The 21,738-nt window shown below is 61.8% G+C and carries 19 protein-coding genes and 1 pseudogene; 13 read left to right on the forward strand and 7 right to left on the reverse strand.

Translation table 11 applies throughout. The features are described from left to right. Nucleotides 1–221 precede the first annotated feature (221 nt). From M727_RS38835 to M727_RS0133725, 3 genes and pseudogenes are all read left to right on the forward strand, one after another. A pseudogene (locus M727_RS38835) lies at nt 222–1,115 on the forward strand (LysR family transcriptional regulator). A 288-nt stretch (nt 1,116–1,403) separates the two neighbouring features. After that, the gene (locus tag M727_RS38840; RefSeq protein WP_036264471.1) at nt 1,404–1,634 is read left to right on the forward strand and encodes a type IV toxin-antitoxin system AbiEi family antitoxin domain-containing protein; all 231 of its coding nucleotides are present in this window, start codon (nt 1,404–1,406) and stop codon (nt 1,632–1,634) included. A gap of 110 nt (nt 1,635–1,744) precedes the next feature. Continuing rightward, a complete protein-coding gene (locus tag M727_RS0133725; RefSeq protein WP_027156185.1) occupies nt 1,745–1,948 on the forward strand; it encodes a hypothetical protein in 204 nt (67 codons plus the stop codon). Between the two features lie 153 nt (nt 1,949–2,101). Here M727_RS0133725 and M727_RS0133730 read toward each other — a convergent pair whose 3' ends face one another. From M727_RS0133730 to M727_RS0133755, 6 genes are all read right to left on the reverse strand, one after another. Continuing rightward, entirely contained in the window at nt 2,102–3,715 is a 1,614-nt protein-coding gene (locus M727_RS0133730) for a GMC family oxidoreductase N-terminal domain-containing protein (RefSeq protein ID WP_027156186.1), read from the reverse strand. Between the two features lie 50 nt (nt 3,716–3,765). After that, nucleotides 3,766–4,797 carry an extracellular solute-binding protein gene (locus tag M727_RS0133735; RefSeq protein WP_027156187.1) on the reverse strand — a complete coding sequence of 344 codons (1,032 nt, stop codon included), beginning with the start codon at nt 4,795–4,797 and terminating at the stop codon, nt 3,766–3,768. Between the two features lie 110 nt (nt 4,798–4,907). Then, nucleotides 4,908–5,696, reverse strand: a complete 789-nt coding sequence (locus tag M727_RS0133740) for an ABC transporter permease (protein WP_027156188.1) — start codon at nt 5,694–5,696, stop codon at nt 4,908–4,910. Beyond that, the gene (locus M727_RS0133745) at nt 5,693–6,592 is read right to left on the reverse strand and encodes an ABC transporter permease (RefSeq protein WP_027156189.1); all 900 of its coding nucleotides are present in this window, start codon (nt 6,590–6,592) and stop codon (nt 5,693–5,695) included. Before M727_RS0133745 ends, M727_RS0133740 begins: the two co-directional genes overlap by 4 nt. Next, nucleotides 6,589–7,683: an ABC transporter ATP-binding protein gene (locus M727_RS0133750; protein WP_027156190.1), complete on the reverse strand. Its 1,095-nt coding sequence runs from the start codon at nt 7,681–7,683 to the stop codon at nt 6,589–6,591. Before M727_RS0133750 ends, M727_RS0133745 begins: the two co-directional genes overlap by 4 nt. 91 nt (nt 7,684–7,774) lie before the next feature. Then, nucleotides 7,775–8,905: a branched-chain amino acid ABC transporter substrate-binding protein gene (locus M727_RS0133755; RefSeq protein WP_027156191.1), complete on the reverse strand. Its 1,131-nt coding sequence runs from the start codon at nt 8,903–8,905 to the stop codon at nt 7,775–7,777. Nucleotides 8,906–9,098: 193 nt separating this feature from the next. On the opposite strand from M727_RS0133755, the gene M727_RS0133760 reads away from it, so the two are divergent. From M727_RS0133760 to M727_RS0133800, 9 genes are all read left to right on the forward strand, one after another. Beyond that, complete coding sequence (locus M727_RS0133760; RefSeq protein WP_027156192.1) at nt 9,099–10,016, forward strand: branched-chain amino acid ABC transporter permease; 918 nt, start codon at nt 9,099–9,101, stop codon at nt 10,014–10,016. A 1-nt stretch (nt 10,017) separates the two neighbouring features. Next, entirely contained in the window at nt 10,018–11,193 is a 1,176-nt protein-coding gene (locus M727_RS0133765; protein WP_027156193.1) for a branched-chain amino acid ABC transporter permease, read from the forward strand. Continuing rightward, nucleotides 11,190–11,975, forward strand: a complete 786-nt coding sequence (locus M727_RS0133770) for an ABC transporter ATP-binding protein (protein WP_245269172.1) — start codon at nt 11,190–11,192, stop codon at nt 11,973–11,975. The genes M727_RS0133765 and M727_RS0133770 overlap by 4 nt, the downstream gene beginning before the upstream one ends. Then, on the forward strand, nt 11,968–12,669 hold the full coding sequence (locus M727_RS0133775; RefSeq protein WP_027156194.1) for an ABC transporter ATP-binding protein: 702 nt from the start codon (nt 11,968–11,970) through the stop codon (nt 12,667–12,669). Before M727_RS0133770 ends, M727_RS0133775 begins: the two co-directional genes overlap by 8 nt. A gap of 201 nt (nt 12,670–12,870) precedes the next feature. Beyond that, complete coding sequence (locus M727_RS0133780) at nt 12,871–14,145, forward strand: NAD(P)/FAD-dependent oxidoreductase (RefSeq protein ID WP_027156195.1); 1,275 nt, start codon at nt 12,871–12,873, stop codon at nt 14,143–14,145. Nucleotides 14,146–14,414: 269 nt separating this feature from the next. Next, nucleotides 14,415–14,831: a RidA family protein gene (locus M727_RS0133785; protein WP_027156196.1), complete on the forward strand. Its 417-nt coding sequence runs from the start codon at nt 14,415–14,417 to the stop codon at nt 14,829–14,831. 5 nt (nt 14,832–14,836) lie between these two features. After that, complete coding sequence (locus M727_RS0133790) at nt 14,837–15,511, forward strand: DUF1028 domain-containing protein (protein WP_027156197.1); 675 nt, start codon at nt 14,837–14,839, stop codon at nt 15,509–15,511. A gap of 27 nt (nt 15,512–15,538) precedes the next feature. Then, nucleotides 15,539–17,029: an aldehyde dehydrogenase gene (locus M727_RS0133795; protein ID WP_027156198.1), complete on the forward strand. Its 1,491-nt coding sequence runs from the start codon at nt 15,539–15,541 to the stop codon at nt 17,027–17,029. 49 nt (nt 17,030–17,078) lie between these two features. After that, nucleotides 17,079–18,035 (forward strand): LysR substrate-binding domain-containing protein, encoded by a 957-nt coding sequence (locus M727_RS0133800; protein WP_027156199.1) that lies wholly within the window; start codon nt 17,079–17,081, stop codon nt 18,033–18,035. 39 nt (nt 18,036–18,074) lie between these two features. Here the strand turns inward: M727_RS0133800 and argE are convergent, their stop codons facing one another. Further along, a complete protein-coding gene (argE, locus tag M727_RS0133805; protein WP_027156200.1) occupies nt 18,075–19,241 on the reverse strand; it encodes an acetylornithine deacetylase in 1,167 nt (388 codons plus the stop codon). Nucleotides 19,242–19,521: 280 nt separating this feature from the next. Between argE and M727_RS0133810 the strand changes: the two genes are divergently transcribed. Then, the gene (locus M727_RS0133810) at nt 19,522–21,591 is read left to right on the forward strand and encodes an NAD(P)-binding protein (protein WP_027156201.1); all 2,070 of its coding nucleotides are present in this window, start codon (nt 19,522–19,524) and stop codon (nt 21,589–21,591) included. Nucleotides 21,592–21,738 lie beyond the last annotated feature (147 nt).

Below are 21,738 nucleotides of genomic sequence, written 5' to 3' on the forward strand. Positions count from 1 at the left end.
CCAGACCGCTTCTGCTCGCTGCTTGTTGTTCCGGCAGCGAGCAAGGCAGATAACGCCTTGTCGGCGCTCGGCCGCCATCGGTGCGTTCGGAATCCGCGCAGTACCAGGCAGTCCCGAATGCTGGCTTGTGCCGTCGGGGCTGCGCGGAGCATAAAATATGTCGAGACAGGCATGCTGATTATCCGCCATGATCCTCATGGATATAGAAATGAGGTTTATAGGTGAGAAGAGGCGACTTCAGCGAATGGGCTGTGTTTATCGCGGTTGCCGAGGAGGGGAGTTTTACACGCGCGGCCGCGAAGCTCGGCCTCTCCCAATCCGCGCTCAGCTATGCGGTGCGCATGCTCGAATAACGGATCGGTGTGCGGTTGATCTCGCGAACGACGCGCAGCCTGTCGCTGACCGAGGCAGGCGAAAGGCTGCTTGTCAGCCTGCGGCCGGCATTCGACCATATCGACAGTGAAATTGCTGCGCTCACCGCGCTTCGCGACAAGCCTGCAGGCACGATCCGCATCACCACGTTCCGGCATGCCGCCCAAACTGTCTTGTGGCCCGTATTGTCGAAACTGCTGCAGAATTATCCCGACATCACGGTTGAGGTCCATGTCGATGAAGGTCTCGCCGACATTGTCGCAGAGCGCTTCGAGGCCGGTATCCGCATGGGCGAACAGGTGCAAAAGGACATGGTGGCGGTCCGCATCAGCCCAGACGTCAGGATGGCAGTCGTGGGATCCCCGTCGTACTTTGCCAATCGTCCCGCCCCGCAGACACCCCGCGACTTGAGCGAACACCGATGCGCAAGCTATCGCCAGAACACCGGGGGCGGCCTTTATGCCTGGGAGTTCGAACAGGACGGTGTCGAACTCGAGGTCCGGGTCAATGGACCGGTTATTTTCAACGACAACGAGATGCTCTTGCATGCCGCGGTCGATGGCTTGTGTTTGGTGTACACGTTCGAAAACCAGATATCCCAGCATGTTGCGGACGGCCGCCTGGTCCGGGTGCTGGAAGACTGGTGCCCGCCATATTCGGGCTACCACCTCTATTATCCAAGCCGGCGGCAGCATACTGCCGCCTTCACGCTTCTGGTCGACGCTCTCCGATACAGGGGATAAGGGGGCGGCCGACCATTTATCAATGTGATTTCTAACTTCGTGCCGATTATGCCGTCTAATCGGCCTGCGCGACACTGGCCTTCGAGCTCAGCACCAACCTGGCCACCGCCAAAGGCTAAAGTATTCGACCGCGACTTAGATCCTCGCAACCTCGCATAGCGTTACTGGGCGTTCAGAGGGCTCCTGCGCGCCGTAGCGTAGAATGAGCGTTGGCTCCCCGGGCTGAACGAAACTGCGAACTATGTGTTGCCGATCCCCCTCAAAATTACGCCAGAGCCCTCGGCGAGGATGCGGAAGCGTGATCGCGACCGCGCCGAGCGGATCCGGCTTGCCGGAGGCCCGAAGCCGACGTTGAGGGAACGCGCCGTTTCGCTGGCTCGTGAGAAGGGCGAAGTCCGAACAAAAGACCTGACCGACATCGGGGTTCCCCGCCACTACCTCACCCGCATGTGCGAGGAAGGTTTACTCATGAAGGCCGGCTATGGGCGCTACCGTGCGGCAGTTCCCAAAGCAGCGTGATGGGACGATACGAACTGCCCTTAAGGGCGCAAGATGATGACGAGAGCCGGAGTAGGATTGGTAGGCTGGCGTAGAAAAAGGCGGGGTTTGTGCTTCGGGTGCCCGCGCACTTGTCGACGGAGAGTCGAAAGTTCATCGTCTTTCTGCAGAGCCAGCTCGGCCGCTCCGCGGAGGAGGCGGACGCGGCGCTGGAGCACTACGCCAATTCCTTCGTCGGCATATTCACTACCTTTGACCTTCCTAAGGCCGACATCGAAAGGCTGCTGTGCGAGATCAATGGCGAGGCGGATGAGCGGAACGATGAAGCCGCCTGAGCCCGGCACGGGCGCTTTCCCGCCACGGTCCGGCCTGCGGCCGGTGCGTCGTTGAAAGAGAGCGGTTCAACGTTTGATTCATTGAGCCGCTCTAAGTATTTGTTTTTGCGCAATTCCGGGCGGAACGCCGCAGACGCTTTTCCTGGAGTTGTTCTACGGTGACGATACTTGGCCCAGTATCATCTCCGCGGCGCGCTGTCCGATCATCATGCTGGGCGCATTGGTGTTGCCGCCGATCAGCGTCGGCATGACGGACGCATCGGCGACCCGCAAACCCGCGATGCCGCGCAGCTTCAGCGTTGCCGGATCGACGACGGCCATTGCGTCCGTGCCCATCTTGCAGGTCCCCACCGGATGATAGACGGTCAGAGCTTCGGCGCGCAGATAGGCGAGGATCTCGTCATCGCTGCGGACATCCTTGCCCGGCAGCATCTCCGTGCCCCTAATCTCGTCGAACCCAGGTGCGGCAAAGATTTGACGCGCAATCTTGATGCCTTCGACCAGCACCTTGGCGTCTTCCTCGTCGGAAAAGAACCGATGATCGATGAGTACATCCCGGGCCGAAGCGTGGCCTGACAGTTTGAGTTCGCCAACGCTTTTGGGCCTGAGCACGCAGGTGTGAACTGCGTACCCATGGCCGTACTCCACCAGTCTGCCGCGATGGCTGCGATAGCCGGGCACGAAGTGGAACTGCACGTCGGGAATGCCATTGGCGTACTTCGTCCTGGCAAAGCCGCCGGCCTCGACATAGTTCGTGGTGAGCATGCCCCTGCGGCCGGCAAAATACTGAAAGGGAGCCGCCAGCATCCGGGGCAGGTTGGGCAGCGACAGGCCGAGCGTCTTGGTGCTCGAGGAGCGAACCGTGATCATGCCGTCGATATGATCTTGCAGGTTCTTGCCCACGCCCGGCAAATCGGCAACCGGTCTTATGCCGATCGCCTGAAGCTCGGCCGCGGGACCGATCCCGGAGGCCAGCAAGATCTTCGGGGAGTTGATTGCGCCGGCCGACAGCACGATCTCGCGGCGGGCAGACAGCGTCTTCTCCTGGCCCTTGTGCCGCACCCGCACCCCTGTTGCGCGCCCCTCGGCTATATCGAGGTCGATCACCTCGCATTCGCTAAAGATCGTGAGATTTTTGCGATCGAACACCGGGCGTACGAACGCGGTAAAACTGCTGAAGCGCTGGCCGCGATCTTGCGTGACATTGTAGATGCCGAGGCCGAACTGGCTTTCGGCGTTGAAGTCGTCGTTGGACGGAAGGCCCGCATTGTTGCCAGCCTTGACGAACATCTCCGAAAGCACGTTCGGATCGCGCGGGTTGTCGACCAGCAACTCGCCGCTGGTGCCGTGGTAGCGCGGATCCTGGCCAAGCAGATTGCGCTCGAGCTTCTTGAAGACGGGAAGCACGTCGCTGAACGCCCAGCCTGTGCAGCCGAGCCGCGACCACTCGTCATAGTCTTGCGCGGCGCCCCTGATGTAGACCATCGAGTTGATTGAGCTCGAACCGCCCAGCGCCTTGCCGCGATTGACCGGAATCCTGCGGCCGTTGAGGTGGGGCTGAGACACGCCGACATAGCAGTAGTCATAGTTCGGATTGCCGTAGAGCGAGAGGATGCCGGCCGGCACCTTGACGCGCAGGTTGCTGTCGCTGCCGCCGGCCTCGACCAGGCACACGCTCGTGGATGGATTGGCGCTCAGGCGATTGGCCAGAACGCAACCGGCCGAGCCGGCGCCAATGACAATGTAATCAAAGTTTTCGGTCTGCATGCCCAGCCCCATTGAGACAAATGCCGGGGCCGTGGCCCCGACCGAGCGGCTCACTGAAGAAGCTGCGTCCAGACCTTGGTGACGAGTTCCTGTGCCGCCGGCGAGCACGCTTCGCTCATTTTGACCGGAACGGTCGGGAACAGTTCCGGGGCGTTTCCCTTGTTGTAGAGCGCCTTGCTCTCGTCGATCTTCACCGGCGAGGAATGACCGTAGTAGTTGTACTCGGCCGTCGCATTGTCGATCTCAGCCATAAAGTCGATGAACTTCTTGGCATTGTCGATATTGGGTGCGCCCTTCGGCACGACATAAGAATCCAGCCACCCGACCAAGCCTTCCTTAGGCATCGCATATTCAACTTTGGCCTTGTCGTTGCGGCGCACGCGCATGGAATTGCCGTCCCACCAGAAATGAGCGCCTACTTCGCCGCCACCGATCCGGTTCTCAATGTTGTCGCTGGAGTAGGTAGCGACGTAAGGCTTTTGCGCTTGTAGGAGATCGAGAACGCGCTTCATTTCCTGAGGATCTTCGCTGCAGTATTTGATGCCGAGATAATTCTGCGCAGCCGAAATGACTTCGTCAGGTTGCGCAAGGCTGGCGATTTTACCTTGCAGTTCGACCGGCGGCTCAAAATAGGTCTTCCAACTATCGACCGGACCCTTGTAGACGGCGCGGTTGACCGTGTAGCCGGCGTTGCCGAAGGCAAGCGGGATCGAATAGTTGCCGGTCGGATCCCACCATGGCTTCTGCCATTCCGGCAGGATTTGCTGATAGGCAGCCATGCTGCTGGCACCGATGTCCTCGAGCAGCCCGCTGTCGATCATGATCTTCACGAAATGCTGCGAGGGCGTCACGATATCGTAGCCGGAGGAGCCGGCCTGCAGCTTGGTCAGCAGGTCCTCGTTGGAGGAGAAGGCGTCGACCGTGACCTTGATGCCGGTTTCCTTCTCGAATTTTGCGACCATCTCGGGCGAGATGGAATCGGCCCATGCGTAGATGGCCAGATTGCCCTCGGCCAAAGCCGGCACGCTGAAGGCAAGGCTCACGGCACCGGCCATGGCAAATGCTGCAATACGGATTCTCATCGACATCTCATTCCCCTGTTTGTTGTTCTCCCGGCAGCGACGATAACAAAGCACCCGGTTCGATAAATTCGAATTGCCCGACGCCTTGATTAGGAAAAACTTTGCCGCGTCTACCGCCGCCGCTGGAGCAGAAAGGCCACGGTCGCCAGGACTACCGAAACAACCATGATCAAGGTCGAGATCGCGTTGAGCTGAGGCGACACGCCCTGCTTGATCAGGGAGAAAATGTAGACCGGCAATGTGGTGGCGCCGCCGGAATTCAACAGGTTGCTAGTGATGAAGTCGTCCATCGAGATGACAAAGGCGAGCATGGCGCCGGCGAACACGCCCGGCAGGATGAGCGGCAGCGTGACGCGCCGAAAGGCGACCCAACCGGTTGCATAAAGATCGCGGGCCGCTTCCTCCAGGTGCAGGTCCATGCCCTGCAGGCGCGCTCGTATCGGCAAGAAGGCGAACGGAATGCAAAAGGTTGTGTGCGCGATCATCAATTTCATTATTCCGTTGACGAGCCCGATCTCCGAGAAAAGGATCAGGACCGCAACAGCAACGACGACCTCGGGTAAAAGAAGTGGAAGGTTCACCACCGCTTCGGAGATGCGACGGAATCTGACGTTGCGGCCCCGCACCAGGACCAATGCTGCCATCAATGCGACAAGTGTCGAGGCGACCGTGGCGACCGTGGCGACGAGCAAGGAGGTCTTCACTGCCGTCAGGAGGTTCGCGTTGGACAGCGCGGTCGTGTACCAGTGCAAGGAGAACCCGCCCCAATTGGAGACGATCCGGTTCGCGTTGAAGGAATAGAACACCACGACGGCGATGGGCAGGTAGAGATACGCGAAGAAGATCGCGCTGAAGAAACCGAGGCCCGGATAGCGTCTGACATCATTGTCCGCGCTCATGACGCACGCTCCAGCCCTTCGATCCGCATGGACCGCAGACCCTGGAAGACCAGGAAGATCATGACCGCGGCCATCAACACGATGGCGATGGCGGCGCCGAGCGGCCAGTTGCGGGCTCCGCCGAACTGCAACTGGATGAGATTGCCCATCATCATCGTCTTGCCGCCGCCGAGCAGGGTCGGCTCCAGGACCGCGCCAAGGCTGGGAACGAACACTAGGATCGCTCCGGCGATCATGCCCGGCCGGATGAGCGGCAGGATAACGCGGCGCAATGTGGTGAGGCGGTTGCCATAAAGATCATGCGACGCCTCGATGAGCGCAGGGTCGAGCTTCTCGATGGAGGCGAAGATTGGCAGGATCATAAGCGGAATGTAGCTGTAGACGAGACCGACCAGCATGGCGGTATTGCCAAACAGCAGGGACCCCATGTTGTCGACGAGGCCCACACCCCGAAGGGTCTTTTCGATCACCCCGTCCTTGCCAAGGATGATGATCCAGGAATAGACGCGCACGATCATCGAAACCCAGAATGGCAGCGTCACCAGATAGATCAGCAGGACTTTGATCGTCGGTCGCTGGAGCGCGATGAAATAGGCAACCGGGAAGCTCAAAAGCAGGCAGATCGAGGTCGTCACCGCCGACAGCACCAGCGTCCTTGCAACGACAATGAGATATTGCGGATTGAACTCCAGCTCGCCGGTCCAGCCTTCGTTGAACAACAGCTGCTTGTAGGGCGCGGTGGTGAACACATATTCGAATCCGCCGTATGGCCCGCGCGTCGAGAACGACACGACGATGATGATCCCGATCGGGATGATCAGCGTCAGCACCATGATGAGATGGGCCGGCAGCAAGCCCAGGACATTCCAGTTCGGATTTCTGGTGGATGGCTTCATGCACCGAGGATCCGAACGGATTCGGCGGCAAAGCCGACTTTCACCGACTGTCCGATCGCGAACATCAGGCCGCGGCTGACATTGTTGCGCTTGGAAATGCGCAGCCTAGTGCCGCCCGTTTCAACGAGATAGTAGGTGTAGCCACCGAGATAGTTGGTGCCCATGATCGTGCCATCGACAGCGATCAGGTTGTCCTGGGCGGGCAGGCTGATTTTCTCCGGACGTATCGACATGAAGGCCTTCTGGCCGGCGACTGCCTTCTTGTGAGAGGCCGTCAAGGTCATGCCGAGCTGCGTTGTCACGGTCGCCTGCTCGCCGTCGACGGCAATCACCTCGGCGTCGAGGAAATTGGTCTCGCCGATGAAGTCGGCGACGAAGCGGTTTGACGGCTCCTCGTAGATCGCGGCAGGCGTGCCAAGCTGCTGGATTTCGCCATCGCCGAGAACGCAGATGCGATCCGACATGTCGAGTGCTTCTTCCTGATCATGAGTGACAAACACGAAGGTGATGCCGGTCTTGCGCTGCAGGATGCGCAGTTCGTCGCGCATGGCCTGGCGCAACTTCAGGTCGAGCGCCGAGAGCGGCTCGTCGAGCAAAAGCACTTCCGGTTCGGGCGCCAATGCGCGGGCGAGCGCGACGCGCTGGCGCTGGCCGCCCGACAATTGCTGCGGCTTGCGTCTGGCAAATGCCTCCATATGAACGAGGCGAAGCATATCGGCGACGCGTGCATCACGGCGGACTTTTTGCCAGCCCAGGTTTTCGAGCCCAAAGCCGATGTTCTGTTCAACACTCATGTGCGGAAACAGGGCATAGCTCTGGAAGACGGTGTTGACCCGCCGCTTGTGCGGGGGCATTCCCTGTATGTTCGATCCGTGCAGGAAAATCTGCCCCGCCGTTGGCTGCTCGAAGCCCGCCATCATGCGCAACAAGGTGGTCTTGCCGCAGCCGCTGGGACCGAGCAGCGTGAAGAACTCGTTGTCATAGATGTCGAAGGAAACAGGTTTTAACGCCTGATAAGTACCGAACAGCTTGGAGACGCCCTTGATCTCGACGGCCTTTCGAGGTGCGCGGTGGCCGGCTTCATCATTCATGGTCTGGGCGCTCCGGTCAGGACTTTTGCGAGCTCGGCGATGAGGAATTCAACGCCGCGTGCCAAGAGCGGGCGCGGCGTTGATTGGGTGGTTACATCTTCTCCCATTTGCCGTTGCGGACGACGAACATGTCGATATCGATGGCCATGTTGGTCTGTCCGGTCGCATCGAAGGAGACTTCTCCCAGAATGCCATCGTGGTGGATGTCGCGAATGGCTTTGCTCAGCGCCTCCTTATCGTCGACGCCCTTTTCCTTGATGACCTCGAGCAGGATCTGCGTGGCCTCGTAGGCATATTTGGCGTAGGAGCCGGCGGGATCGGAATAGGCCTTGGTTTCATAGGCCTTGTTGAACTCTTCGAGCTTCGGGTTCGACTGGACGGCTGGGGTTCCGGCAATGGTGCCTTCGGCGGCCGCCCCCGCGATCTCAATGAACTTCGGATCGTAGATGCCCGAAATTCCGTACATGGGCAGACTGCCCATTCCAAGGTCGGCCATCTGGCTGCGCACCAGCGCTGCTTCCGTAACGACGCCACCGAAGTAGACCGCGTCGGGGGACGCCGCCTTCACCTTGGTCAGCATGGCGCGGAAATCGGTCGTGCCGACGGCTGCGGCATCCGAAGAAACGATCTCGCCGCCGGCAGCCTTGAAGAAATCTCCGAACCACTTGATGTTGGCCGCGCCGTAGTCGGTCGTGTCCGAGATGATCGCGATCTTCTTGACCTTGCCTTGCTTGGCAATCGCTTCGGCCAGCGGCTTGTTCTCGTTGACCAAGGTTGGTGTCACGCGCGTCACGTTCGGCAAATTCTGCTCGGTGATCTTCGGACTGACCGCGCCCCAGACGATGAACGGCATCTGCGAGCGGTTGAAGATCGGGATTGTCGCCAGTGCGACCGAGCTGTTCCAATGTCCGGTTGCCGCAGTTACCGAGGGATCGTTGACCAGCTTCTGCGCCGCCGAAACGCCGACGGCCGGATCGGAAGCGTCATCAAGAACGATGCCTTCCACTTGGTACGGGTAGCCGTTGGCATTGGCCTGTTCGATGGCAAGAAGGAAGCCGTTGCGAGCACCGAGGCCCTGCTGGGCGTTGCCGCCGGAGAGCGGTCCGATGAAGCCGAGCTTGATTTGGTCGGCCTGAGCCTGGGCGGCGCCCAGTGCGATCACCAACAGAGACCCGGCCAGAATTGACGATACGCGGATAAGCGCGGTGCGCCTGTTTTGCATGGTTCCACCTCAATAGAATTATCTGCCGCCGTCGTAGCGACCCGGCCGATCGTGATCGTCGGCTGATCATCAGTGTATTGGCGCGTATTCAGTGATGAAATTCGGAAATTGTGACTCGTGAGTTCGGAGATTCGTTCTGTCCGCTCAGCGCGGCGGTTGATACCTGTCGGCTTCAATCGAGAGACGGACCCGCATGGCGGAACTGCTTGTCCAGCAACTGGTGAACTGGATAACCCTTGGCTGCATCTATGCATTGCTGGCTATCGGGTTCAGCCTGATCTTCGGTGTTCTGAACGTCATTCATTTCTCGCATGGCGATGTCGCGATGACGGCGCCGTTCATCACGCTGGGGCTCGCCCAGGCATTGGCGACCGCACTAGGCGCCTCGGTCCCCGCCTGGCTGGTCCTTGCGGTTCCGGTAGCCGTGCTCGCCGTCGGACTGATCGGCGTCTTGCTCGACAAGGTTGTCATCAGGCGTTTCCGCGACGCGCCCGCGATGATGGCGCTGGTGGCGACGGTGGCGCTCGGCATCGTCATTCGCGAACTGATCCGCCATCTCTATCCGCAGGGATCGAACCCGCATGCCTTCCCGCGCCTGGTGTCGGGCATGGCTTTCGAAATCTCCGGTGTCGCCGTCAGCTGGTTCGCGCTGCTTGTGGTTGTACTGACCGTCGCGCTGGTGGCCATGCTGTTTGTCTTCCTGCACATGACCCCGCTCGGCCTGCGTATCCGGGCGGCCTCGGAGGACCGGATCGTGGCACGGATGATGGGCATCCGCGATGCACGCGTCTTCCGTGCGACGTTCTTCATCGCCTCAGTGATCGGCGCTATCGCCGGGCTCTTGTTCGCAAGCTATGCCGGCGTGACACGGTTTGACTTCGGCGTCATGGCCGGCCTGCTCGGCTTTTCCGCCGCGGTGATCGGCGGGCTCGGCTCGATGCCGGGCGCCATCCTGGGCGGGCTGATCATCGCCGGCATCGAGGTGCTTGCCCAGACCTTCGTGACTGACGGCGCCTCCTACAGGCTGGTCTTCGTCTTCCTGCTGGTCATTGCCGTGCTCATCTTCCGTCCCGCCGGCCTGCTTGGGCGCACCGTCATGGAGAAAGTCTAGCATGCAGGCTCGGACTTCACTTGCTGCGCCGGGCAAAGCGGCGGCCGCGGCCTTCACCATCGCTTCGCAGCTGTGCGGGGCAACGTTCCTGTACCTCATTCTCAGGGTTGATGGCGGCTGGCAGGTGGTCGGCCTGCTGGCTTTGCTCGGCCTGGGCTTTTACCTGCTGGAAAGGCTGCCGTGGATCGCGGACTACGCGCTGGCCAGCTTTGCCCGGGTTCCCCTCGTGACGATGATCACCGCTGCGGTCGTCGTTCTGGCTTTTCCGTTCTTCGTCGGCTCGAATACGTATATGCTGCATCTGCTGATCGTCGCTGAGCTTTACGCCGTGCTTGCGCTGGCGCTCAATTTCCAGCTCGGCAGCGCCAACATCCCGAACTTCGCCACCGGCGCATCCTACGGCATCGGAGCCTATGTATCGGCTCTGCTGGCGATCAATTTCGGGGTCAGCTTCTGGCTGACGCTACCGGTCGCGGCGCTCGCGGCAACACTGTTCGGTTTCATCATTGGCATTCCGTCGATGCGCACGCGTGACACTTACCTTGCGCTTGTCACCATCGCCTTCGGTGTCGTCGTCCATCAATTGCTGAACAACTTCAGCTGGACCGGGGGACCCAACGGATTGGTCGGCATTCCTGCGCCCAGCCTGTTCGGCCATTCCTTTGCCGACCCGCTGGTGATCTTCGGCTGGAAGCTGCCGAGCCAGGCGAACTTCTATTATCTGTCGGCGGCGCTGGTCGTCGTCGCCATCGTCACCGCGCATCGCTTGCACGGCTCGCGCATCGGGCTGGCCTGGAACGCACTGCGTGCCGACGAGATCGCTGCCAGGGCGCAAGGCATCAATGTGGCGTGGTTCAAGGTTCTGGCGTTCGCGGTCGACGCCTTTCTCGCCGCCTTCGCCGGCACGATCTACGCCTTCTACGTCTCCTACATTTCTCCCGACAATTTCACCTTCCTTGTCTCCGTCACCATCATGACCATGGTCATCGTCGGCGGCATGGACAATGTTTTTGGTGTCATCGTTGGTGCGTTCCTGCTGACCATCCTGCCCGAGAAACTACGCGCCTTCGCCGACTACCGTCTGCTGTTCTTCGGGGTCGTCATCATCGGCTTCCTGATGATCCGGCCGCAGGGCTTGTTCCCGCAACGCATGCGGCGATACGGAGGCGACCTGTGAGCGCACTTCTCAAAGTTGAGAATGTGACTATGCGCTTCGGCGGCCTGGTTGCGCTCAACGATGTCAGCCTTTCGATCGACAAGGGTGCTGTGCTCGCCGTCATCGGTCCGAACGGCGCCGGCAAGTCGACGCTGTTCAACGTCGTGACCGGCGTCTACCTGCCGACCTCCGGGCGGGTGACCTTCGACGGCGCAGAGATCACCGGCCGCCCCTCCTACGACGTCGTCGACCGCGGCATCGCCCGCACATTTCAATCGTCGCGGCTGTTTTCGGATCTCAGCGTCCTCGACAACGTCATCATCGGCATGCACACCCGCACAAAGACCGGCGTGCTGCGTGCGCTGTTCCGGCCGCGCTCCTCGCGCCGCGAAATGGCCGCTTGCGTGGAACGGGCGGAGAGGCTGCTCAAGCTCGGCTCCGGTGACCTGTTTGAACAACGCTATCGGCCGGCGGGCACGCTGGCACAGGCCGATAGGCGGCGGCTGGAAATCGCCCGCGCACTGGCCTCGCAGCCCAAGCTTTTGCTGCTCGACGAGCCGTCGGTCGGCATGGACGATGTGGAAACCGACGCATTGGTGGCCGACATCGAGCGGCTGCGGGCGGACAACCCCGAACTGTCGGTGGTCCTGATCGAGCACGACATGCGGGTGGTCGAGGCTTTCCCGCACCACGTCACCTGCATCGACTATGGCAGCAAAATCGCCGAGGGCGACTTCGCGGCGGTGCGCGCCGATCCGCGCGTCCAGGAGGCCTATCTCGGGAAGGCGGTCGCCCATGCTTGAGTTGAAGAGTGTCGATACCAGCTACGGGCCGGTGCCGATGCTGCGCGGCGTAGCGATGAGCGTGCGTCCGGGCGAACTGGTCTGCCTGCTCGGGCCAAATGGTGCCGGCAAGACGACAACCTTCATGACGGTCTGCGGCGTGGTGCGAGCCCTGCGCGGAAAAGTCGTGGTGATGGGCAGGGACATGGCGACGCTTGGCACGGAAAACCTGGCGTCGCTCGGTGTCGGCCTCGTTCCGGAAGGGCGCCGGCTGTTTCCCAGCCTGACGGTGATCGAGAACCTGCGCCTGGGCTACGACGCGGTGTCCGGCCGGGGGCCCGACTTCGCGGCGCAGCTGGACAAGATGTGCACCCTGTTTCCGCGCATCCGGGAGCGCTTGCGCCAAGTGGCCGGCACTCTGTCGGGCGGCGAACAGGCGATGGTCGCGCTGGCGCGCGCGCTGATCGGCGAACCCAAGCTGGTGATAATGGACGAACCGTCGCTCGGCCTCTCGCCCAAGCTCATCGGTGAATATTTCGAGATCACCCGCGAGATCCATCGCCGCGGCACGACAATCCTGTTGATCGAACAGAACGCGGAAATGGGGCTGGGCGTCGCCGATCGCGGCTATGTCCTTGTTAAGGGCAAGGTCGCCCAGGAAGGGCCGGCAGAGGAGTTGCTCTCGTCCAAGGCGACCAGAAGCCTTTATCTCTGAGCCATCCGGTATTTGTCGCAACGGCGATGGTCCCGACGCTACATCCCGCGTTCTCGGCGATGGCCTCCAGCATTTAGGGACAAGCTAACCAGTGCCACATGAAATCGTAATTTTCGCTGCCCCGTCCCTCCAGTAAATCAACGACCAGACCTCCGTCGCATCCGCAGAAACTCTCGGGGAGAGCCAGAAAGGGCCGCTGAAATGTCAGTCGAAAAAGTAGACACGCTCATTGTCGGTGGCGGCCAGGCGGGGTTGGCCATGAGCGAGCATCTGAGCAAGTGCGGAGTGCCTCATCTTGTTCTCGAGCGGAACCGCATCGCTGAACGCTGGCGCTCCGAAAGATGGGACTCGCTGGTTGCCAACGGTCCCGCCTGGCATGATCGGTTTCCGGGCATGGAGTTTCCGGATACCGATCCCGATGCCTTTGTCGCCAAGGAGAAGGTTGCGGATTATTTTGTCGCCTACGCGCAGATGATCGCTGCCCCTGTCCGCTGCGGCGTGGAGGTCAGGAAAGTGCAAAGGCTTGTCGGTCGCGCCGGTTTCCAGGTCGAAACCTCGGACGGCGAGATTGAGGCCAGGAGCCTGGTCGCCGCGACCGGAGCTTTCCAGCGTCCCGTCATCCCGGCCGTCGTTCCCGAGGATGCAGGACCGGTTCAGATTCATTCCAGCGCCTATCGCAATCCCGGCCAGCTGCCCGAGGGTGCGGTGCTGGTGGTCGGCTCGGGATCCTCGGGGGTGCAGATCGCCGACGAACTCCAGCGTGCGGGACGTCGCGTCTACCTCTCGGTCGGGCCGCACGATCGGCCGCCTCGGGCCTATCGCGAGCGTGACTTCTGCTGGTGGCTGGGGGTTCTCGGCAAGTGGGACTCCCAGACCCCGGCGCCTGGCACGGAACATGTCACCATCGCCGTGAGCGGTGCGCGTGGCGGCGAGACGATCGATTTCCGGCGTCTTGCCGCGCAAGGGATGACGCTGGTAGGCCGGACGGAATCATACAAGGACGGCACCATGATATTCGCGCCCGATCTGGCCAGGAATATCGCGCGCGGCGATGCGAACTACATGTCGGTGCTGGACGAAGCCGACGCTTATATTGCCCGCAACGGCCTCAACCTTCCCGAAGAGCCCAGTGCCCGCAAGATCGGGCCGGATCCGCAATGCGTGACCGACCCCATTTTCGATCTGGACCTAACCGAAGCTGGAATAAGCTCGATTATCTGGGCAACGGGATTCACCGTCGATTACAGCTGGCTCAAGGTCGATGTGTTCGACGAAAAGGGCAAGCCGAGGCATCAGCGCGGTGTGTCGACCGAGTCCGGGATCTATTTCCTCGGGTTGCCTTGGCAATCGCGCAGGGGATCCAGCTTCATCTGGGGCGTCTGGCACGACGCCCAGCATCTGGCAGACCATATTTCCACGCAGCGCAAGTACCTTGCGTATCATACCGCCGCAAACCGCGAGACCAAGGTGGCGTAGCCAACGTCATTCTGCGGAAGCCGGGCCTTCCTCTAGCGAGGCGGGCCAGCGACTGGAATGCGCCACGGATCGCCCGAGCGGCCTCTCCAATGATTAGGAGCGGCCTTAGCAAGGATGAGAAAGACTGTTCTTTCAAAGCCTGTCCGCGCCGTGAATATTTGACGGACATATGCGGGCCGTGGTCCCGGCGTCCTTTCGTGAAGGCAGCCGTCGAGCCAAGCGTCGCGCAAAGGATGTGATGAGCTCGAGACGATCTGACGGAGACCAAGATGGCGCATAAAAGAATTCGAAAGTTCAATACGAAAGATACCTATCCTGAGCAGAAACTCGACAACGATCTGTGTCAGGCGGTCGTTACGCGGGGCGGCAGAACTGTCTATCTGCGTGGCCAGTGTCCGCAGGACCTCGACACGGCCAAGAACATCGATAGCCATGATCCAGCCGAGCAGACGCACAAGGTTATGCAGAACATCCGCCAGCTGATCGAGGAATGCGGCGGCACCATGGAGCACCTGGTCAAGGTGGTGGTTTACATCACCGACGTACGCCATCGCGAGGTGGTCTACCGCACCATGGGCGAGTACATCAAGGGCGTGCATCCCGTCTCAACCGGCCTTGTCGTGCAGGCTCTGGCGCGGCCGGACTGGCTGGTCGAGATCGACGGCACCGCCGTTGTTCCGGACTGACGGTCATGACCTTTTCCATTGTCGCGCGGTGCAACCGCACCGGCATGTTCGGGGTCGCGGTGTCATCGTCGTCCCCGGCTGTGGCGGCGCGCTGCGCCTATGCGCAGGCAGGCGTTGGCGCCATTGCCAGCCAGAACGTCACCGATCCGACGCTTGGGCTGCGAGGCCTCGAATTGCTGGCACGCGGCGCTTCGGCCGCCGAGGCGGTTGCCATACTGAAGCGCACCGGCGCCTATTCCGAATACAGGCAGGTGCTGGCTGTCGATGCCGCCGGAACGACCGCGATTCACTCAGGCCCCAAGGCGCTTGGCATCTGGGCGGAAGCACGCGCGGAAAATGTCGCTTGCGGCGGCAATATGCTGGCCCATGACGGGGTGCCGCAAGCCATGGTCGAGGCATATCTGGCGTCGGAAGGGCATCTGGGCGACCGCCTCATCGCCACCATGCACGCCGCGCTGAAAGCGGGTGGCGAGGCAGGTCCGGTCCATTCCGCCGGAATGAAGCTGATGCGCGAGGTTGCCTGGCCGGTCGCCGACCTGCGCTGCGACTGGACCGACGACTGCCCGATCGAGCAACTGGCGACGCTGTGGGAAATCTACAAGCCACAGCTCGATGCGTATGTGACGCGCGCGATAAATCCATCCGATGCACCGAGCTACGGCGTACCGGGCGATGAATAGTCCAGACAGAGCCACGGGTCACCTGCGATGAGCGAGTTCAGCCACAAGGACTGGATCGGCAAAGCGTCCGCCATCCGTTTTCGCGACAAGGCGTTCATCGACGGCAAGACGGTTGCGGCGCGTTCGGGCCGAACCTTCGCCTGCGTCAATCCTGCAACCGGCGAAACGCTGGCTGAAGTGGCGTCCTGTGGCGGAGAAGACATCGAGCTGGCCGTTGCCGCGGCCCGGCGCAGCTTCAACGCTGGCGTCTGGTCACGAACCAGCCCGGCGCACCGCAAGGAGGTGTTGCTGCGGCTGGCGCAGCTGCTGCGCGAAAACCTGCATGAACTGGCCCTGCTCGAAGCGCTCGACATGGGCAAACTCGTCAGCGATGCGGCCACGGTCGATGTTCCCGGCTCGGCCGCGATCTTCCAATGGTATGGCGAGGCCATCGACAAGATCTACGGCGAAGTGGCACCGACCGGCGAAGGCGATCTGGTGCTGGTGCGGCGGGAGCCACTCGGCGTCATCGGCGCGGTGGTGCCGTGGAATTTCCCTCTCGACATGGCCACCTGGAAGTGCGCGCCGGCGCTGGCGGCGGGCAATTCGGTGGTGCTGAAACCAGCCGAGCAGTCGCCTTTGTCGGCCCTGCGGCTGGCGGAACTGGCGATGGAAGCGGGCCTGCCGGCCGGCGTGCTCAATGTGGTGCCCGGCCTTGGCGAAACCGCCGGCCAGGCGCTGGGCCGCCATATGGATGTGGATTGCCTTGCCTTCACCGGTTCGACTGCGGTGGGCAAAATGTTCCTGCAGTATTCCGGTCAGTCGAACATGAAGCAGGTCTGGCTGGAAACCGGCGGCAAGAGCCCCAACCTTGTCTTTGCCGATTGCAGCGATCTCGATGCAGCGGCCGATATGGCGGCCTTCGGCATCTTCTTCAACCAGGGCGAAGTGTGTTCCGCCAATTCACGCTTGCTTGTACAACGCGGCATCAAGGATGCTCTCGTGGAGAAACTGGTACGGCGTGCGGCGGCCACCCAACCCGGCGATCCACTCGATCCGGCTTCGAAAATGGGCGCGATGGTCAATACCCGCCACGCGGCCAATGTCATGCGATTTGTCGAGGCCGGCAAGAAAACCGCGCGCTTGGTTGCCGGCGGCGATCTGGTCACGGTCAACGGGCGCGGCAGCTTTGTACAGCCCACCATCTTCGACGATGTCTCGCACACAGATCCGATTGCCCGAGAGGAAATATTCGGCCCAGTGCTTTCGGTCATCGCCTTCGATGACGAGGCAGAGGCGATCCGTATGGCCAATGACAGCCCATACGGGCTGGCCGCATCGTTGTGGACCGACAGCCTGTCGCGTGCGCACCGCATCGCCGGCCGACTCCACGCCGGGACGGTTTCCGTAAACACGGTCGACGCGCTGAGCCCGATGACGCCGTTCGGCGGCTTCAAGCAATCCGGCTTCGGCCGCGACCTGTCGCTGCATGCGCTCGACAAGTACACCGCACTTAAAACGACGTGGATCAAATACTGAGGGGCGGCAAGGCTTGATCGAAGCGCTCAAACCGGCAACATAGCCGCTCATGCCACTACGCTTCACGCTCAGACAGTTGGAATACTTCGTCGCCGTGGGCGAAGCCGGCTCCATTGCCAAGGCGGCCGAACAGGTCAACGTGTCACCGCCGTCGATTTCGGCCTCCATCGCTCAACTGGAGACCGAGTTCGGCGTCCAGCTTTTTGTCCGCAAACATTCGCACGGCCTTTCGCTGACGGCTGGCGGCCGCGTTTTCCTGAAGGAAGCCGCCCGGCTGCTCAACGATGCCGATGCCTTGCATGACGTCGCAGGCGACTTTGCCGAAAAGGTACGCGGCCCGCTGGCAGTGGGATGCCTGCTGACTTTCGCGCAGATTGTTCTGCCAGCTCTGCGCATGAGGTTCGAGCGCGCTTATCCTGATGTGCGCGTGCGCCAGTTCGAGCGCAATCAAGGGCAATTGCTCGAGATGCTGCAGCGGGGTGAAATCGACCTTGCCCTGACATACGATCTCGAACTGTCGCAGGACATGACCTTCGAGCCGCTGATGCTGGTGCCGGCCTATGTCATGCTGCCGGCGGGGCACCGCTTTGCGGGTAAGGCGTCGATCACGACGGAAGAACTGGCCAACGAGCCGATGGTGTTGCTTGACCTGCCGTTCAGCCGCGAATACTTCCTGTCGGCCTTCCATCAGCGGGGAATCCGACCCAACATCGCCGAGCGCACTGGCGACATCGCGGTCATGCGTTCAATGGTGGCGAACGGCTACGGCTACGGCATCGCCAATATGCGGCCGCTCAACACGCTGGCGCCGGATGGCAAGCCGCTTGTCTTTGTGCCGCTGGACGGCGACCTGCGGCCTCTGACCATGGGCGTCGCCTTGCCCAACTCCGAACATCGCACGCAAACAACCCAGGCGTTCATCGACCACTGTCGGCATTTCGTGGTCGAGCAAGGCGTGTTCGGCGCCGAGCGGGCCGTCGGCCAGGCAGCGGTTCCGCAGAAGTAACGCCCGGTTCCGCGACTCCGTTGAACCCGGAGCCGTCCGTTACGCCAGTTGAAGCTGCTGTTCGGCCAGCCGCTGCAGCAACTTTTCCAGCATGTCGTCGCAGCGGCGCATCTGCTCGACGCTGACGAATTCGTTCGGCTTGTGCCCCTGCGCCATCGACCCCGGTCCGCAGACGATTGTCGGCGTGCCGAGATCGCGGCTGAACAGGCCGCCTTCCGTGCCGAAGGCAACCTTGATGGTGTTGTTGGCGCCGGTCAGCGATTTGACGAAAGCGACGGCCTGCGAACTGACCGGCGTGTCCAGGCCGGGATAGGTGTTGGTGATGTCGATGTCGATCGCCGCCTCGGGCGCGATGGTCGAGGCTTCGGTGGCAATGCGCTCGGCCTCCGCGCGCAGGCGCTCGAGGATCTCGTGGGGGTCGTCGGCCGCAACATTGCGGATCTCGAAATCGACCTGGCAGAGGTTCGGCACGATGTTCAGCGCCACGCCGGCGTTGATCTTGCCGACATGGACGGTCGTGTAGGCAATGTCGTAGTCGCCGTCGCGGGCGCCATCGCGCACCAGCCGGTCCTGCTCGCGGCGCAAGGCGGCGACGAAGTCGCAGCCGAGATGGATGGCATTGAGCGCCAGCGGGGCCAGCGCCGAATGGCCCTCCCGTCCTTTGCAGAGGGCGCGTGCGGCCAGCTTACCCTTGTGGCCCGTCGCCACCTGCATATCGGTCGGCTCGCCGACGATGCACAGCAAGGGCCGTTGCGGGGCCGCCTGCAGCATGTCGATCAGGCTGCGCACACCGATGCAGCCGATCTCCTCGTCGTAGGAGAGTGCCAGGTGCAGCGGCGTGCGCAGCGTCATTCTCAAGGCCTTGAGGCAGGCCGAGAGCGCGCAGGCGACGAAGCCCTTCATGTCGGCTGCGCCGCGCCCATAAAGCTTGCCGTCGCGTTTCGTCATCTCGAAGGGCGGCAGCGTCCAGGCCTGCCCCTCGATGGGAACGACGTCGGTGTGACCGGACAGCATGATGCCGGAAGCGCCGGCCGGTCCGATGGTGGCAAAGAGGTTTGCCTTGTGGCCGTCCTCGCTGTGGATGATCTGGCAAGCAATGCCGTGCGTGTCCAGCAGCTCTGCCACATAGCCGATGAGGGCGAGGTTCGAGTCGCGGCTTACCGTCGGGAATGCGATCAGCTTTTCAAGGATCTGGATGCTGTCCATGCGTCCTGTGTCTCATTGGCCGTGCGCGCTCTCTAGCATCACGCGGCGTCACTCTTGAAGTTGCATTTGGCTCAGCCGGGATTCAGCGGACGCTAACCCAAGCGGCGTTGGCGGATTAGGCGCGTCCTAACCGGCACAGAAGAAATCTGTTGTTTCCCGGCGCTTACCGCAACTTATGAATGGTCTCACGGCATCAACCCACTGGGCCGGCCGGCTTGCGCTACGGATCGAACCATGATCGGGCATGCTGCAAGGCTGAGCTGGCAGGAAGGCACGTTCCATGCGCGATCCACGCTACGACATACTGTTCGAGCCCGTGAAGATCGGTCCGGTGACCGCCAAGAACCGCTTTTATCAGGTGCCGCATTGCAACGGCGGCGGATATCGCGACCCTTCGGCCGCGGCCGAGATGCGGCGTATCAAGTCGGAAGGCGGCTGGGGCGTCATCTTCACCGAACAGACCGAGATGCACCACACTTCGGAGATCACGCCCTTCATCGAACTCAGGCTCTGGGATGATGCCGATATCCCGGCATTGGCCAAAATGGCTGAGGCCATGCACCAGCATGGCGCGCTGGCCGGCATCCAGCTCGCCTATTCAGGCATCAACGGCCCCAACCTCTACACCAAGGAAGTACCGCGCGGGCCGTCGGCGTTGCCAATCCGGACCTTCACCAACGATCCAGTTCAGGCGCGCGCCATGGACAAGCAGGATATCCGCGACCTGCGCCGCTGGCATCGCAATGCCTTCAAACGGGCGAGGCTCGCGGGCTTCGATCTGGTGTGTCTCTACGGCGCGCATGGCTTCGGCATCATCCAGCACTTCCTTTCCAGGGCCACCAACCAGCGCACTGACGAATATGGCGGTTCGCTGGAAAACCGCTCCCGCCTGATGCGCGAGCTGATCGAGGAGGGACGCGACGCGATCGGCGAAACATGCGGGCTGACGTTGCGCCTATCCCTCGATGAGATCATCGGCGAACTCGGCTTCGGCAACGCCGAAGTGCGCGAGATGATCGAGATGCACGCTGACCTGCCTGATTTGTGGGATCTCGCCCACGGCGCTTGGGAAGACTGCTCGGGGCCGTCCCGCTTCAAGGACGAGAGCGCGCAGGAAAGCCTGGTGCGCGGCATCAAGGAGCTAAGCTCCAAACCGGTCGTGGGCGTCGGTCGTTTCACCTCGCCCGACGTCATGGTCAGAATGATCAAGTCCGGCACGCTCGATTTCATTGGATGCGCGCGCCCGTCTATCGCTGATCCTTTCCTGCCAAGGAAGATTGAGGAAGGCCGCATCGAGGACATCCGGGAGTGCATCGGCTGCAACATCTGCATCACCGGCGACGTGACCATGTCCATTTCGCGCTGCACGCAGAACCCGACCTTCATGGAAGAGTGGCGGAAGGACTGGCATCCCGAGCGCATGCAGGCAAAGGGCGACAGCGAGAGCGTCCTTATCGTCGGAGCAGGACCAGCTGGGCTGGAAGCGGCCCGCGCGCTCGGCGTCCGGGGCTATCAGGTGGCGATCGCCGAGGCCGGCACCGAACTTGGCGGCCGGGTCGCGCGCGAATGCCTTCTGCCAGGCCTGTCGGCCTGGGGCCGCGTGCGGGACTACCGCCAGTACCAGCTGAGCCAGATGTCCAATGCCGATATCTATTTCGAGAGCCGGCTTTCGGCGGACGACATCCTGGCGTTCGGCTTCCAGAACATCGCCATCGCGACCGGCTCCACTTGGCGGCGTGACGGGGTAGCTCGCTCGCATGTCGTGCCCATGCCGATCGACCCGGCAATGGCGGTCTACACGCCTGACGACCTGATGGGCGGAAGTGTTCCCGCCAGAGATGTCGTGCTGTTCGATGACGACCACTATTACATGGGCGGCGTCCTGGCCGAACTGATGGTGCGGCAAGGGGCGAAAGTGACACTGGTGACGCCGTCGGCCTACGTTTCGGATTGGACCCGCAACACGCTTGAACAGGGGGCCATCCATCGCCGCCTTGCCGAACTCGGAGTACAGATCGTGCTCAACAAGACGGTCACGCGAATCGAGGCCGGCGGCGTGGCGACGGCCTGTGTCTACACCGGCACGCGGCAGGACATCGCCGCCGATGCCGTTGTGCTGGTAACTTCCCGCAACCAGGACGATGCCGTCTGGTCCGAACTGAAAAGTCGTGAGGCCGAGTGGGCCGACAACGGCATCCGCTCGATCAAGGTGATCGGCGACGCCGAGGCGCCGGGTCCGATTGCATGGGCGACCTATGCCGGCCACCGCTTTGCCCGCGAGCTGGATGAAGCCGATATTGGCGATGCACTGCCCTTCCGCCGCGAGGTCACGGCGTTGGCCGCGGAATAGGTCTAAGGAGCGAAATGAAATAGAGTGAGCCATTCCTGCTATCCATTGCCCAGCATTCGCTCGTTGACTGGGGAATACCAGAAGACATCGGAGCGACTACGCTCGGCGGCAACGTTCGCGTCTGTGGACGCTTTGATCTTGGTACCC

The sequence above is a fragment of the Mesorhizobium sp. WSM2561 genome (genome assembly GCF_000513915.1).
GTDB lineage: Bacteria > Pseudomonadota > Alphaproteobacteria > Rhizobiales > Rhizobiaceae > Mesorhizobium > Mesorhizobium muleiense.

Coding starts and splice junctions, on each gene's coding strand:
- M727_RS38840 (WP_036264471.1), top strand. CDS start 1,404: ATGCGGAAGCGTGATCGCGACCGCGCCGAGCGGATCCGGCTTGCCGGA.
- M727_RS0133765 (WP_027156193.1), top strand. CDS start 10,018: ATGCAGGCTCGGACTTCACTTGCTGCGCCGGGCAAAGCGGCGGCCGCG.
- M727_RS0133760 (WP_027156192.1), top strand. CDS start 9,099: ATGGCGGAACTGCTTGTCCAGCAACTGGTGAACTGGATAACCCTTGGC.
- argE (WP_027156200.1), bottom strand. CDS start 19,241: ATGGACAGCATCCAGATCCTTGAAAAGCTGATCGCATTCCCGACGGTA.
- M727_RS0133775 (WP_027156194.1), top strand. CDS start 11,968: ATGCTTGAGTTGAAGAGTGTCGATACCAGCTACGGGCCGGTGCCGATG.
- M727_RS0133755 (WP_027156191.1), bottom strand. CDS start 8,905: ATGCAAAACAGGCGCACCGCGCTTATCCGCGTATCGTCAATTCTGGCC.
- M727_RS0133780 (WP_027156195.1), top strand. CDS start 12,871: ATGTCAGTCGAAAAAGTAGACACGCTCATTGTCGGTGGCGGCCAGGCG.
- M727_RS0133730 (WP_027156186.1), bottom strand. CDS start 3,715: ATGCAGACCGAAAACTTTGATTACATTGTCATTGGCGCCGGCTCGGCC.
- M727_RS0133750 (WP_027156190.1), bottom strand. CDS start 7,683: ATGAATGATGAAGCCGGCCACCGCGCACCTCGAAAGGCCGTCGAGATC.
- M727_RS0133745 (WP_027156189.1), bottom strand. CDS start 6,592: ATGAAGCCATCCACCAGAAATCCGAACTGGAATGTCCTGGGCTTGCTG.
- M727_RS0133785 (WP_027156196.1), top strand. CDS start 14,415: ATGGCGCATAAAAGAATTCGAAAGTTCAATACGAAAGATACCTATCCT.
- M727_RS0133810 (WP_027156201.1), top strand. CDS start 19,522: ATGCGCGATCCACGCTACGACATACTGTTCGAGCCCGTGAAGATCGGT.
- M727_RS0133800 (WP_027156199.1), top strand. CDS start 17,079: ATGCCACTACGCTTCACGCTCAGACAGTTGGAATACTTCGTCGCCGTG.
- M727_RS0133735 (WP_027156187.1), bottom strand. CDS start 4,797: ATGAGAATCCGTATTGCAGCATTTGCCATGGCCGGTGCCGTGAGCCTT.
- M727_RS0133740 (WP_027156188.1), bottom strand. CDS start 5,696: ATGAGCGCGGACAATGATGTCAGACGCTATCCGGGCCTCGGTTTCTTC.
- M727_RS0133790 (WP_027156197.1), top strand. CDS start 14,837: ATGACCTTTTCCATTGTCGCGCGGTGCAACCGCACCGGCATGTTCGGG.
- M727_RS0133795 (WP_027156198.1), top strand. CDS start 15,539: ATGAGCGAGTTCAGCCACAAGGACTGGATCGGCAAAGCGTCCGCCATC.